Below are 13,134 nucleotides of genomic sequence, written 5' to 3' on the forward strand. Positions count from 1 at the left end.
TGGGAGAGTGCCGACATGCTCTACGCACACAGCGTCGCCGACGTCCGGGCCGCCGAGGCCGCGCTCATGGCGCAGGTCCCGCCGGGCTCCCTCATGCGCTGGGCCGCCGCCGGCCTGGCCGCGTACGTCCGCGAGGTCGCCCCGGGCAGCTCACCGGTCGTCTTCCTCGTCGGCACAGGGGACAACGGCGGTGACGCCCTCTTCGCGGCAGCCGAGCTGGCACGCGAGCGGTACGTGGCGGTGGCGCTCGCCGACCCGTCGCGGGTGCACGGGCCGGGGGCCCAGGCCGCGCAGGCCGCGGGCTGCCGCTTCGTCGACTCGCCCCGCGGCTTCGCGGTGGTCGTCGACGGGATCGTCGGCATCGGTGGCTCGCCCGGGCTGCGCGCGCCTGCCGACGCGTGGCGCGACGTCCTCGCCGCTGAACGCCCGTTCGTGATCGCGGTCGACGTGCCCAGCGGCGTCGACGTCGACGGTGCGACCCTGCCCGGCTCGTACATCGCCGCCGATGCCACCTGTACGTTCGGCACCTACAAGAACGCGCTGCTCGTCGACCCGGCGGCGACCCGGGCGGTGCGTGGGGCGCTTCCGCGGCTCGTCGACATCGGGCTCGGCCCGTTCTTGCCGCCGCCTTCGGTCGAGGCGCTCACGGCGGGCGACAACCAGCTGCTGCTCGCGATCCTCCGGCCGACGCTGGACGAGCGGGGAGAGCAGCCCACGCAGAAGTACACACGCGGTGTCGTCGGCGTCGCCGCCGGGTCCGCCGCGTACGCCGGGGCCGCCCAGCTGTGCGTGCGCGGTGCCCAGGCCGGGATCGCCGGCATGGTGCGCTTCGTCGGCGAGCCCTCGCTCGCGGCGCGGATCGTGGACCGCTGCCCGGAAGTCGTCGCTCACACCGATCCCGCAGCGCGCGGGCGCGTCCAGGCTTGGGTCGTCGGCTCGGGTGGGGGAGACGACGCGGCCGACCGGCTCGCGATGGCGCTGGAGGACGAGGTGCCCGTAGTGGTCGACGCGGATGCGCTCGCCCACCTCCCCGAGCGGCTCCCCGTCCCCGCGCTGCTCACGCCGCACGCCGGCGAGCTGGCCCGGATGCTCGACGTCACCCGCTCCGACGTCGAGGCCGATCCGCTCGGCCACGCCACGCGTGCTGCCGAGCGCTGGGGAGCGACCGTGCTGCTCAAGGGCGCCCGCACCCTCGTCGCGTACCCTGGCTCGCCGACCCGGGTGAACCTCTCCGGCACCCCGTGGCTGGCCACCGCCGGTGCGGGAGACGTGCTCGCCGGGCTCGCGGGCTCGTTCCTCGCGGCCGGCGCCCATCCTCGTGACGCCGGCTCGCTCGCCGCGTTCGTGCACGGCGCCGCGGCCGTGGCAGCCTCGGGCGGTGGGCCGGTCACGGCCACCCGTGTCGCCGATGCGGTCCCGGGAGTGATCGCCGCGTGGCGCAACGGGACGCTCACCGAGTCGCAGGTACGGGACTGGAGGGACCGGTGAGCGCTCCCGCCGAGGCGCTCGTCGACCTCGACGCCTACCGCGCCAACCTCGCACGCCTGCGCGAGGCCGCGCCGAACGCCGCGCAGATGGCCGTCGTCAAGGCCGACGCGTACGGGCACGGCGCGATCGAGGTCAGCGCCGCCGCCCGCGAGGCCGGTGCCGAGTGGTTGGGGGTCGCGACCATCGAGGAGGCCCGCACGCTGCGGCGCGCCGGCGACACGGGCCCGCTGCTGGCCTGGCTCAACCCCGCCGGAGCCGACCTCGCTCCCGCGATCGACGCGGGAGTCGACATGGCCGCCGGCTCGGTCGAGCAGCTCGACGCCGTGCTCGCGGCCGGTGCCTCGGCGCGGCCGCGGGTCCACCTCAAGGTCGACACCGGCATGGCGCGCGGCGGGGTCCGTGGCGCCGAGCTCACGGCGCTCCTCGCCGCGGCCGCCGCCGCGCAGCGCGCCGGTCGGATCGAGATCGCCGGGATCTTCTCGCACTTCGCCTGCGCCGACGAGCCCGCCAGCCCGGTCAACGGTGCCCAGGAGCACGCCTTCACCGAGGCGGTCGACGAGCTCTCCTCGTTCGATGTCGAGCGTCCTCTGCGTCACCTTGCGAACTCCGCCGCGGCCCTCACCCGTCCGAACGCCCACCTCGACGCCGTGCGGGTCGGGATCGCGTCCTACGGGCTCAGCCCCGGCCCTGCGCTCGGGACGCCCGCACAGCTCGGGCTCACGCCGGTGATGACGCTGCGGACCGCGCTCGCCCTCGTCCGACGGGTGCCTCCCGGCACCGGCGTCTCGTACGGCCACACCTACGTGACCAAGCGTGAGACGACGCTCGGCCTGATCCCCGTCGGGTACGGCGACGGCATCCTGCGGGCAGCGTCCAACCGGGCGTCCGCGCTGGTCAACGGCGAGCTCGTGCCGGTGGCCGGACGGGTGTGCATGGACCAGATCGTGCTCGATCTGGGCGACACCCCGGCGAGCCGCGGGGACGAGGTCGTGCTGTTCGGTTCCGGGCGCCTCGGCGAGCCGCTCGCCGAGGACTGGGCCGAGGCCGCGTCGACGATCGGCTACGAGGTCGTCACTAGGCTGGGGGGGAGGATCGCTCGCCGCCATGTCGGCGCGATCCCTACGACCACCGGCAGCGGGGGCTGACAGGAGGCACGATGGACTGGCGCAGGCTCGGGACGTACGCGGCTGTCACCGCGGGGACCCTCGCCGCCGCCGGCGCCACCGCCGCGGCGGCGCGCGTCGCCACCGACCGCAGGCGTGCTCGGCGCAGGGCCAGGCGCGGTGACGCGATGGAGTTCGGGACGCTCCACGCGCCCGAGGTCACCGTCATGGCGACCGACGGCGTCCCGTTGCACGTCGAGATCGAGGAGCCGGCCGACCCGGCGGCGTACGCGGCCGAGGGGGCCCCGACGATCGTCTTCGCGCACGGCTGGGTGCTCGACCTCGACTGCTGGCACTATCAGCGCGCGGCGCTGCGCGGCCGAGCCCGGATGGTCTTCTACGATCAGCGCGAGCACGGCAGCTCCGGTGACGCGACGCTCGAGACGTGCACGCTCGACCAGCTCGGAGACGACCTGAAGTCGGTCGTCGACGCCGTCGCGCCGACCGGCCCGCTCGTCCTCGTCGGCCACTCGATGGGGGCGATGACCGTGATGTCGTTCGCCGCGCAGTACGGCGACCTCGTCCGCGACCGGGTCGTCGGGGTCGTCCTGATGGGGACGAGCGCCGGCGACCTGATCCATCCCACCCTCCCGTTGGCGCGGCTGCAGCCGTGGCTGCCGCGGTTCGGTCCGCTGCTCGATCAGGCGCGCCGGCTCGACTCCTTCCCTGTGATGCGGATGTTCGCGGTCGGACCGGACTCGCCGGCCAAGTACGCCGACATGACCGACGAGATGATCGCGCGGTCGCGGTCGAAGGCGCTGTGGGACTTCGCCGGCAACTTCGTCGACCTCGACCTGTACGGCGCGCTGCCGGTGCTGCCCGGCAAGCGCACGGTCGTCATGGGCGGCACGAAGGACAAGCTCACTCCGATGCGGCACTCACGGCGGCTGGCCGAGCTGATCGACGGTTCCGAGCTGCTCGTCCTGGAAGGCGCGGGCCACATGATGATGCTCGAACGCCACGAGGACGTGACCGCGGCGATCGAGAGCCTCTGGGAGAGCGCGTGACCGGCACGACCTACCCGAACTTCCACGCCCTCAACGTCTTCGACGCGACGCCCGACCGCGCGGCGGACGTGCTGTCGGTGATCCGCCGCTCGTTCGGAGCGCGTCCCACCCTCGACCCCCCGTCGACCGCGATGACAGAGACCATCGAGTCGGTGCGTGCCGCGCTCGAGCAGGCCGGCGGGTTGCTCGTCGAGCGCCGAGGAAAGCCGATCGGAGCGATGCTGTACGACGCGTCCCGGCCCGGGCTGCTCGGCTTCCGGCGGGTCTCGGTCGACCCCGACCACCAGGATCGCGGCGTCGCCTCGGCGATGGTCGGCGTCGCCGAGGACACTGCGGAGGAGCGGGGCCTCGACGGCGTGTGGCTCGACGTCCGTGAGGAGCTCCCCGAGAACGTGACGTTCTGGGCGCGGCGGCGCTACTTCCCGGTGCGCCGCGACGGGACGACCCTCGAGTTCGGCAAGACGCTGTGGCTCGCCCGTGAGCTGCCGACCGCCGACGACGCCCACGACTTCGGCGCGAGACTCGCCACGCTGCTGCGCCCGGGCGACGTGATCGTCATGTCGGGCGGGCTCGGCGCTGGCAAGACCACGCTGACGCAGGGGATCGGCGACGGGCTGGGCGTACGAGGGCCAGTGACGTCCCCGACGTTCGTCCTCGCCCGCACCCACCCCAACCTCGGGGACGGGCCGCCGCTGGTCCACGTCGACGCCTACCGTCTCGGCGGCGCGCTCGAGCTCGACGACCTCGACCTCGACACTGCCACCGAGGACTCGGTGACGGTCGTCGAGTGGGGCGAGGGCATTGCGGAGGACCTCAGCGACTCCTGGCTCGAGGTGCGCCTCGAGCGCCGCGCCGCGACCGTGCTCGACCCGCTCGGCGCCGAGGCGCCCGAGCGTGACGACGCCACGGACCACGACGTACGCCTCGTGACCGTCAAGCCGCACGGCGCACGCTGGGCCCGGGTCCCGCTGCGCTCCACGTTGCTCGAACCTGATGCGATCACCCACTCCGTGCAGGCCCGCGGGCTGGGCGAGGCGATGGCCTGAAGCCCCCGTGATCACGCCGCACGCCACCCCTGTGAGACCCGCCGCCCAGGGCGTACCCTTGCCACGATGCTGATCCTCGCCCTCGATACCGCCGCCCCGGCGACCTCCGTCGCGTTGCACGACGGGTCTGCCGTGCTCGCGGCCGTGTCGCAGCCCGGCGCGATGAGCCACGGCGAGCTGCTGGCTCCGGCGATCGCCGAGGTGCTGGCGACCGCGGGCGCCGATCGTCGCGAGATCACCGACATCGCCGTCGGTGTCGGCCCTGGCCCGTTCACCGGCCTGCGCGTCGGCGTGGTCACCGCCCGTACGCTCGCGGTCTCGCTGGGCGCGAGGCTTCACGGCGTCTGCTCGCTCGACGTGATCGCGGCCCAGGCGGTCGATCGCGCAGTGGTGGGGGAGGCCTTCGCGGTGGCGACCGACGCCCGCCGCAAGGAGGTCTACTGGGCCGAGTACACGCCCAGCGGTGAGCGGGTCGGCGACCCGGACGTGCTGCGTCCCGCCGACCTCGCGGTGCGTCTCCCCGCCTCGATGCCCGTCCTTGGACGCGGCGCCGACCTCTACGCCGACCTGCTCCACCGTGTGGACGGTCCTCCTGATCCGGACGCCGGCGTGCTCGCCTCGATGATCGCTTCGGGCAAAGCCGTCGAGATCGGGACGGAGCCTCTCTACCTCCGGCGCCCTGACGCCACGCCCGCCGCCGAGCGGAAGCGCGCCTCGGCGTGATCCGACCCGGCGCGCCGGATGACGCCGAGGCGCTGGCGTTGCTCGAGCAGGAGGCGTTCGGCGCCGATGCCTGGTCTCGCGCGCAGGTCACCGACGAGGTCGCGGGCGACACCCGCCACGTCGTCGTCGCGGAGGACGAAGGACGTGTCGTGGGCTACGCCAGCCTCATGGTCACGGGAGACACGGCGGACGTGGCACGGATCGCGGTCGTGCCACGCACGCGCAGACGGGGAGTCGGACGGCGCCTGTTGGCGGCGCTGCTCGACGAGTCCGCTCGACGGGGTGCGGAGCGGGTGCTGCTCGAGGTCGCGGCGGACAACGCGGCGGCGATCGGGCTGTACGAAGCGGGAGGCTTCGTCGCGATCGCGACGCGGCCGCACTACTACCGGTCGGGCGCGGACGCCGTCGTGATGCAGCGTGCCGTGGTGACCCGGAGGGACGGCTGATGTACCGCGTGGCCTCAGGTACGCCGTGGGAGGACAAGTACGGCTATGCGCGTGCGGTCGCGTACGGACCGCACGTCGCGATCGCCGGGACCACGGCGACCGTGAACGGGACGGTGATCGGCGTCGGTGACCCGTACGTGCAGACGATGGTGGCGTTCGGGATCGCGATGGACGCCCTGCGGCGCTGCGGGCTCGACTCGCAGCACGTGGTGCGGACCCGCATGTACGTCATCGACATCACCGACGCCGACGAGGTCGGACGCGCGCACCGCGAGCTGTTCGGAGCGACGCCGCCGGCGGCGTCGATGCTCGAGGTCAACCGCCTGATGCATCCGGACCACCTGGTCGAGGTCGAGATCGACGCGTACGCCGAAGGGCGCTGACCGGACCGCGGGCTGGGTAGGCTGAACCTACGGAACCGTACCCTCGGTAGGGTTGCCGGATGCGCGACCTCACCTACCCGCCGATCATCGCGACGGCCAAGACCCTCTTCCGGCTCCGCGGCTGGAAGGTCCGGATGACCGGCACCGAGAACATCCCTCGCGAGGGCGGCGCGGTCCTCGCGTCGAACCACATCGGCTTCGCCGACTTCGTCCTCGCCGGTTTCCCTGCCGAGCGTCGGGGCCGCCTGGTGCGCTTCATGGCCAAGAAGGAGGCGTTCGACCATCCGATCGGTGGTCGCGTGCTCCGAACCATGCACCACATCCCGGTCGACCGCGCCTCAGGTGCCGAGTCGCTCGACGCCGCCGTCGACTACTGCCGTCGCGGCGAGATCGTCGGCATCTTCCCCGAGGCCACGATCAGCCGCTCGTTCGAGATCAAAGAGGTCAAGTCGGGCGCACCGCGCATCGCCGCCCAGGCCGGTGTCCCGCTGATCCCGGTCGTGCTGTTCGGGACGCAGCGGATCATGACGAAGGGGCACAAGCTGTCGCTGCCGCGAGGGCTGCCCATCCAGATCCGCGTCGGCGAGCCGCTGTACCCGACCGGAGCCGATCCCGTCGCGGAGACCGAACAGCTTCACCGGGCGCTCCAGGCGCTGCTCGACGAGGCGGTCGCGGCATACCCGGACGCGACCGAAGGGCAGTGGTGGGCTCCGGCCCGGTTCGGCGGCACGGCGCCGACGCTCGAAGAAGCCGCGCAGCTCGACGTCGACGAGCGCGCCGCGCGCGCCGCCCGCAAGGTCGCAAAGGTCGCGAACGACGACTGACCGCCCCCCTCGTACGACCCAGCGTCGCCGTAGGTAGCGTGCTGCGACCTCTCGCTCGTGCAGGAGCCGGGCGGCGGTCCGCTCGCGGTTGTGCGGCAGCACGTCGGTCCACGTGATCCGTACGACGTGATAGCCCAGTCTGCGCAAGGCGTCCTCGCGCCGCTTCTCCGCCCACAGCTTCTGCTTCCCGCTCCGGATCACCTGTCCGTCGGGGTCCCGCTCGTCGCCATACTTGCCCTTCCCGTCGAACTCCAGCACCATCTGGACGTCCGGCCAGAAGAAGTCGACCTCGGCCCAGCGGTCGTCCGGCAGCCCGATCCAGTTGCTGGGTGTCCGGCCGGGGCACGGCGTACTGCCAGCAGGTCAGCATCACGAGCACCTCGGCGACGCTCTCGCAGCGGGCGTCTGCGACCTCGAGTGCGCTCCGCGCCGTACGGATGCCCGCCCGTCGCCCGAACCCGTCGAGCCGTGCGGTCAGAACGGCCTTGAGCGAGGCCTCGTCGAACTACTCGACCATGCTGCGGCGACGTGCCTCGCTGTGGCACGAGGCGAGCCACGCGGAAGCGATGACGGCTCCCGCCGCGAGCGGGCGGCAGGTCATCACCTGGGCGACAGCGAGGTCCGCGCGGGCTGTCGCCACGCCGTCAACCGCCTCGACATCGGTCTCGGCGAGCACCTCGCGGTGGATCTGGATGCGGTTGCGCCGTCGGCTCGTCGCACCGCCGACCCGACCGACGTGGGAGAGGTCGAGGTCGAGGTCGCCGTCGGGAAGGTCGAGAGGCGATCTCGCGTCTGGGAGCGCCCGACAGGGCGCGATGCTCCGCCGCGATCGCGTACACCCCTCGCCGCGGGCGTACGAGCTGATCACGCTGGACGAGCATGCCGAGCTCGCGGGATTCGTCGCCGAGGTCGCGCGCGGCGCTGGCGGTGAACGACCCGCCGTTGCATCGGGCGAGCCGCTTGAGCGATTCCATGGCGAGGTCCTGCCGCGGTTCGGCACACGCGTGCCGAACCGCCTGTGGACAACCCGCGGGTGCCTCGTACGGCTCACCGCTGAGTCAGCGGCGGCGCGGGGCGAAGGTCGTGTACGACCCGAGCGGCGCGGGCCGCAGGGCGTCCAGCGCCTCGAGGTCGTCCTCGGTCGGCTCCCACTCGGCGGCCTCGACGTTCGCCGCGACCTGCTCGGGCCGCGTGACGCCGGCGATGACGCTGGCGACCGCCGGCTGTGCGGCGAGACCACCGATCGCGACCTCGAGCATCGTGCGTCCGCGCTCGCGGGCGTACGCCTCCAGCGCCTCGATGCGGTCCCAGTCAGACCCGGCGAGTCGCGCCGTCTGCGTGCCCTCGGCGAGCCTCGTGCCTTCGGGGGCCGCCTCGCCGCGAGCGTACTTGCCGGTCAGCAGCCCGTACGCCAGCGGGAAGTACGGCAGGAGTCCGACCCCGAGCGCCTCGCAGGCCGGGACGAGCTCGGCCTCGGCCGAGCGGTTGTAGAGCGAGTACTCGTTCTGCGCCGACACGAACGCGGTCGTCCCGGACGTGCGCGCGGTCCAGTCGGCGTCGACGAGCTCCCACGCGGTGAGGTTCGAGCAGCCGGCGTAACGCACCTTGCCCTCGCGCACGAAGTCGTCCATCACGCTCAGCGTCTCCTCGACCGGAGTGACGTGGTCGGGCGTGTGGAGCTGGTAGAGGTCGACGTAGTCGGTGCCGAGGCGCGTCAGGCTCGCCTCCAGCGCCCGTCGCAGGTAGCGGCGTGACGCCCGGGCGCCCCAGTCAGGACCGTTGGCCCCGCCCATGTCCATGCCGCCCTTGGTCGCGAGCACGACGTCGCCGCGGCGTGCCCCGAGCGCGCGGCCGACCAGCACCTCGCTGGCACCTCGGCCGTACGTGTCGGCGGTGTCGAAGAGGGTCACCCCGGCGTCGATCGCCGCGTGCACGACCTCCTTCGTGCGGGCTTCGTCGACGCGTGACCCGAAGGCGTTGCACCCGATCCCGACCACTGACACCATCAGGCCGCTACGGCCGAGCGAACGTGTCCGCATTCAGTCACCCACCTCTCCGTCGGCGAGCTCCCGCAGGATGTCCAGGTGCCCGTTGTGGCGCGCGGTCTCCTCGATGAGGTGCGCGACGACCCAGCGTACGTTCGGGTGGAAGTCGCGTCGCGGCTTGGCCGTCGGGGCGTCGAGGTCGAGGTCGGCGAGGATCGCGTCGCACGCGGCGATCTGCTGACGGTAGCCGGTGATGATCTCGTCGATCGTGATCTGCGCGGCGATCTCGAACTCGCCGTCGGGGTGCTCCTCCGACCAGGGCGCCCGGTCCTCGCCGCCCGCGATGACGACCTCGACCCAGTAGTGCTCGTTCCACCGCAGATGGTTGAGCACGCCCGCGACCGACATCAGAGGCGAGGTCGCCAGCGGTGTGGCGTGCGCGAGGGCGTCGGGAAGGCCCTCGGCCTTGGCGAGCGCGCTCTCTCGCACGTAGCGCAGGAGTGTCAGCGCTGTCGTCCGATCGTCGGGCGCTGTCGGGACGTCTGTACGACTCATGGGTCCACCCTGGCACCATGGGGGAGTGAGCACTGCTGCGACCCGATCCGACGGTCCCCTCGTCCTGGGGATCGAGTCGTCCTGCGACGAGACCGGTGTCGGGATCGTCAGGGGCACCGAGCTGCTGGCCAACGCGGTCGCCTCCAGCGTCGAGGAGCACGTGCGCTTCGGCGGTGTCGTTCCCGAGGTGGCGAGCCGCGCCCACCTCGAGGCGTTCGTGCCGATGCTCGAGAAGGCGCAGGCCGACGCCGGCGTCTCGGTCGCCGACGTGGACGCGATCGCCGTGACGAGCGGACCCGGACTCACCGGGGCGTTGCTGGTCGGGATCGCCGCTGCCAAGGCACTCGCGATCGCGTACGACAAGCCGTTGTACGGCATCAACCACCTCGTCGCGCATGTCTGCGTCGACCGGCTCGAGCACGGCGAGCTGCCCGAGCCGACCGCCGCCCTGCTGGTCTCCGGAGGGCACACCAACCTGCTGCTCGTCGACGACGTCACGACCTCGGTGCGGATGCTCGGGCAGACCATCGACGACGCGGCAGGCGAAGCCTTCGACAAGGTCGCCCGCCTGCTCGGCCTCCCGTACCCCGGTGGTCCGCAGATCGACCGCGCGGCGCGCGAGGGCGATCCGAAGGCGATCGCGTTCCCGCGCGGGCTGACGTCCGGCCGGGACATGGACAAGCACCGGTACGACTTCTCGTTCTCGGGCCTCAAGAGCGCGGTGGCGCGCCACGTGGAGCACGAGGAGCGGATGGGGCGTCCGATCTCCGTCCCCGACGTGGCCGCTTCCTTCCAGGACGCGGTGTGCGACGTGCTGTCGGCCAAGACGGTGCGTGCCTGCCTCGACCACGGCGCGAAGCACCTCGTCCTCGGAGGCGGTGTCGCGGCCAACCAGCGGCTGCGCCACTACGTCCTCGAGCGGGCCGGCGAGGCCGGGATCGACGTCCGTATCCCCCCGCCGGTGCTGTGCACCGACAACGGCGCGATGGTCGCCGCGCTGGGCTCCGCGCTCGTCGCCAAGGGGGTCGCGCCCAGCTCGCTCGACCTGCCGGCGGACTCGTCGATGCCGGTCACGCAGATCGTCGCCTGACCCCTCTTCGCAGGTCATTACCCCTTCAACCAGGGAAAACAGGTGTGTTGCGGCTATTGCAACCCCTGGTTACCACGGCTACGTTACTGAGCCGTAACGTCGGTTCGCCGGCGTGGACAACGGGCTCCTGGAGGGGGAGTCCGGTGAGATCTGGAGGGGATCGATGTCCATTTCACGTCGCACAGTCGTGCGCAAACCACTGTCGCTCGTCGCATCCGGTGCACTCGTCGCCGGTGTGGCAGCGACCGTCACGACCTTGGGAGCGGGTGCCGCTCAGGCAGCCGATCTCAACCGTGACTTCACGTTCACCTGCAACGTCGTCGCCGCCGGGCTCCCGCTCGGCGACCACGCGGTCGGGGTCAACGCCAAGGTGTCCGTCCCCGATCAGGTGGCGCCCGGCGAAGTCATCCCCACCCGCAAGACGCAGATCACGCTCACGCTGCCAGAGACCCTGCGCAACGCGACCTATGGTCTGCTCGGGGCTCGGCAGGCGAGCGGCTACTCCAACGACTCGAGCATCACCGTCACCGCTGAGGGTGTGCCCGACGTCTTCACCTACCCCATCGCCAATCTGGCGGCCGACTGGACTCCGGTCCCGGCCGACGCGAGCACCCCGTGGAAGATCCCGACCGAGGGTGACGTCCCACCGATCACGGTCCCGAGCACCGAGGACTACCCGGACCTCGAGCTACCCACCGACGCCGTCATCCACATGCCGAAGGCGTTCAACGTGGTCGCCTCGCTCCGCAACGCGGCCGGCGAGCTGATCGGCGGTGAGGGCGCGGTCTCGATGAAGTGTGCGCTCAGCGGGACGGACGACCTCTTCGGCGTGATCCCGATCGTCGCTCCGGACCCGGTCAACACGCCGCCGACCGCCGGCGACGTCTCGGCTGAGACGGCGTACGGCACCCCGGTCGACGTCACGCTCGAGGGCGCCGACGCCGACGGTGACGCACTCACCTACACGTACGGCACCCCGGCGAACGGGTCGGTCAGCGGCTCGGGAGCCGACGTGACATACACCCCGGCCGACGGGTTCTCCGGCAGCGACTCGTTCACCTACACCGTCTCCGACGGCGAGGCCGAGGCGACGGGAACCGTCAGCGTGACAGTCGGCGAGAAGCCGAACGCCGCGCCGGTCGCGCTCGACGGATCGGCGACGACCGACGAGGACACGCCGGTCGACATCACGCTCGCGGCGAGCGATGCCGACGGTGACGACCTCTCGTACGCCTACACCCAGCCGGAGAACGGCGAGGTGACAGGTGACGGTCCGGCGGTGACGTACACGCCCGAGGACGGGTTCGTGGGCAACGACGCCTTCACGTTCACGGTGAACGACGGCAAGGGCGGCACCGACACGGCAACCGTGGCGATCACGGTCCGTGACGTGGCCGAGCCCAACACGCCCCCGACCGCCGAGGCCGTGAGTGCCTCGACGGACGAGGGCAAGGCGGTCGAGGTCACGCTCAAGGGTGCGGATGCCGATGGTGACGCACTCACCTACACCTACACCCAGCCGGCGAACGGCACGGTGAGCGGCTCGGGTGCGACCGTGACGTACACGCCGGACGACGGGTTCTTCGGCGAGGACGCCTTCTCTTACACCGTCTCCGACGGCACCGACACCGCGACCGCCGCGGTGACGGTCACGGTGAAGGAGGTCGAGGAGCCGCCAACGAACACGCCGCCCACGGCGGGTGACGTGTCGGCGACGACCGACGAGGGCAAGGCCGTCGAGGTCACGCTCAAGGGTGCGGACGCCGACGGGGACGCGCTGACGTACTCGTACACCGAGCCTGCCAACGGCACGGTCTCCGGGTCGGGCGCGACGGTCACGTACACGCCGGACGACGGGTTCTTCGGGACCGACAGCTTCGACTACACCGTGTCCGACGGTGAGGCCGAGGCGACGGGCACGGTGACCGTGACGGTGAAGGAGGTCGAGGAGCCGCCGACGAACACGCCGCCCACGGCGGGTGACGTGTCGGCGACGACCGATCAGGGCAAGGCGGTCGCGATCGCGCTGAAGGGTGCCGACGCCGACGGTGACCCGCTGGCGTACTCGTACACCCAGCCGGCAGGGGGCGCGGTGAGCGGCAGCGGCGCGACCGTGACGTACACACCCAAGGCCGGGTTCTCCGGCACCGACACGTTCACCTACACGGTGGACGACGGCAAGGGCGGCACGGCCACCGGCAAGGTGACCGTGACCGTCAAGAAGGCGTCGGAGCCCCCGGTCGACAAGTGCGGTCCGCAGCCCAACCCGCTGCGTGAGCCGTTCAAGTGGCTCAAGTGGCTCGCCTGCAAGCTGCTGCAGCACTTCCCGCGCTGACAGCCGCTCGATGACCGCCGGTGGCGGGGCACCGTGAGGGGTGCCCCGCCACCGGTGCGTCCGGGGCCGTACGCCAGGTGGCTCGATCG

General features: G+C 72.1%; 13 protein-coding genes and 1 pseudogene. 10 read left to right on the top strand and 4 right to left on the bottom strand.

Annotated elements, in window-relative coordinates:
• The first annotated feature begins 15 nt into the window (after positions 1-15).
• The 8 genes from ACFSDF_RS05655 (at position 16) to ACFSDF_RS05690 (ending at position 7,080) form a co-directional block, all read left to right on the top strand.
• Positions 16-1,488: a bifunctional ADP-dependent NAD(P)H-hydrate dehydratase/NAD(P)H-hydrate epimerase gene (locus ACFSDF_RS05655; RefSeq protein ID WP_377156595.1), complete on the top strand. Its 1,473-nt coding sequence runs from the start codon at positions 16-18 to the stop codon at positions 1,486-1,488.
• On the top strand, positions 1,485-2,633 hold the full coding sequence (gene alr, locus ACFSDF_RS05660) for an alanine racemase (protein WP_377156597.1): 1,149 nt from the start codon (positions 1,485-1,487) through the stop codon (positions 2,631-2,633). Before ACFSDF_RS05655 ends, alr begins: the two co-directional genes overlap by 4 nt.
• A gap of 11 nt (positions 2,634-2,644) precedes the next feature.
• Entirely contained in the window at positions 2,645-3,658 is a 1,014-nt protein-coding gene (locus ACFSDF_RS05665) for an alpha/beta fold hydrolase (protein WP_167005579.1), read from the top strand.
• Positions 3,655-4,704, top strand: a complete 1,050-nt coding sequence (gene tsaE / locus ACFSDF_RS05670) for a tRNA (adenosine(37)-N6)-threonylcarbamoyltransferase complex ATPase subunit type 1 TsaE (RefSeq protein WP_377156599.1) — start codon at positions 3,655-3,657, stop codon at positions 4,702-4,704. Before ACFSDF_RS05665 ends, tsaE begins: the two co-directional genes overlap by 4 nt.
• Before the next feature lie 66 nt (positions 4,705-4,770).
• Positions 4,771-5,427, top strand: a complete 657-nt coding sequence (gene tsaB, locus ACFSDF_RS05675) for a tRNA (adenosine(37)-N6)-threonylcarbamoyltransferase complex dimerization subunit type 1 TsaB (protein WP_377156601.1) — start codon at positions 4,771-4,773, stop codon at positions 5,425-5,427.
• Positions 5,424-5,873, top strand: coding sequence for a ribosomal protein S18-alanine N-acetyltransferase (gene rimI / locus ACFSDF_RS05680; protein WP_167005573.1), 450 nt, complete (start codon positions 5,424-5,426; stop codon positions 5,871-5,873). The genes tsaB and rimI overlap by 4 nt, the downstream gene beginning before the upstream one ends.
• Positions 5,873-6,256 (top strand): RidA family protein, encoded by a 384-nt coding sequence (locus ACFSDF_RS05685; protein ID WP_139086355.1) that lies wholly within the window; start codon positions 5,873-5,875, stop codon positions 6,254-6,256. Before rimI ends, ACFSDF_RS05685 begins: the two co-directional genes overlap by 1 nt.
• A gap of 59 nt (positions 6,257-6,315) precedes the next feature.
• Positions 6,316-7,080 (top strand): lysophospholipid acyltransferase family protein, encoded by a 765-nt coding sequence (locus ACFSDF_RS05690; protein ID WP_167005570.1) that lies wholly within the window; start codon positions 6,316-6,318, stop codon positions 7,078-7,080.
• A gap of 505 nt (positions 7,081-7,585) precedes the next feature.
• On the opposite strand, the gene ACFSDF_RS05695 is transcribed toward ACFSDF_RS05690, so the two are convergent.
• The 4 genes and pseudogenes from ACFSDF_RS05695 to ACFSDF_RS05710 all read right to left on the bottom strand — a co-directional run bounded on the left by ACFSDF_RS05695 (position 7,586) and on the right by ACFSDF_RS05710 (position 9,620).
• Entirely contained in the window at positions 7,586-7,948 is a 363-nt protein-coding gene (locus ACFSDF_RS05695) for a hypothetical protein (protein WP_243843028.1), read from the bottom strand.
• 16 nt (positions 7,949-7,964) lie between these two features.
• Positions 7,965-8,054, bottom strand: a pseudogene (locus tag ACFSDF_RS05700) (hypothetical protein); the annotation flags it as partial.
• 84 nt (positions 8,055-8,138) lie between these two features.
• Positions 8,139-9,119 (bottom strand): aldo/keto reductase, encoded by a 981-nt coding sequence (locus tag ACFSDF_RS05705; RefSeq protein ID WP_377156604.1) that lies wholly within the window; start codon positions 9,117-9,119, stop codon positions 8,139-8,141.
• Entirely contained in the window at positions 9,120-9,620 is a 501-nt protein-coding gene (locus ACFSDF_RS05710; protein WP_167005561.1) for a DinB family protein, read from the bottom strand.
• Between the two features lie 25 nt (positions 9,621-9,645).
• On the opposite strand from ACFSDF_RS05710, the gene tsaD reads away from it, so the two are divergent.
• Positions 9,646-10,710, top strand: a complete 1,065-nt coding sequence (gene tsaD, locus ACFSDF_RS05715; protein WP_243843027.1) for a tRNA (adenosine(37)-N6)-threonylcarbamoyltransferase complex transferase subunit TsaD — start codon at positions 9,646-9,648, stop codon at positions 10,708-10,710.
• A 187-nt stretch (positions 10,711-10,897) separates the two neighbouring features.
• Positions 10,898-13,045 (top strand): Ig-like domain-containing protein, encoded by a 2,148-nt coding sequence (locus ACFSDF_RS05720; RefSeq protein WP_377156607.1) that lies wholly within the window; start codon positions 10,898-10,900, stop codon positions 13,043-13,045.
• Positions 13,046-13,134 lie beyond the last annotated feature (89 nt).

It is taken from the genome of Mumia zhuanghuii, from assembly GCF_042681565.1.
Classification (GTDB): Bacteria; Actinomycetota; Actinomycetes; order Propionibacteriales; family Nocardioidaceae; genus Mumia.

Coding starts and splice junctions, on each gene's coding strand:
- ACFSDF_RS05705 (WP_377156604.1), bottom strand. CDS start 9,119: ATGCGGACACGTTCGCTCGGCCGTAGCGGCCTGATGGTGTCAGTGGTC.
- ACFSDF_RS05685 (WP_139086355.1), top strand. CDS start 5,873: ATGTACCGCGTGGCCTCAGGTACGCCGTGGGAGGACAAGTACGGCTAT.
- ACFSDF_RS05710 (WP_167005561.1), bottom strand. CDS start 9,620: ATGAGTCGTACAGACGTCCCGACAGCGCCCGACGATCGGACGACAGCG.
- ACFSDF_RS05665 (WP_167005579.1), top strand. CDS start 2,645: ATGGACTGGCGCAGGCTCGGGACGTACGCGGCTGTCACCGCGGGGACC.
- tsaB (WP_377156601.1), top strand. CDS start 4,771: ATGCTGATCCTCGCCCTCGATACCGCCGCCCCGGCGACCTCCGTCGCG.
- ACFSDF_RS05690 (WP_167005570.1), top strand. CDS start 6,316: ATGCGCGACCTCACCTACCCGCCGATCATCGCGACGGCCAAGACCCTC.
- ACFSDF_RS05655 (WP_377156595.1), top strand. CDS start 16: ATGCTCTACGCACACAGCGTCGCCGACGTCCGGGCCGCCGAGGCCGCG.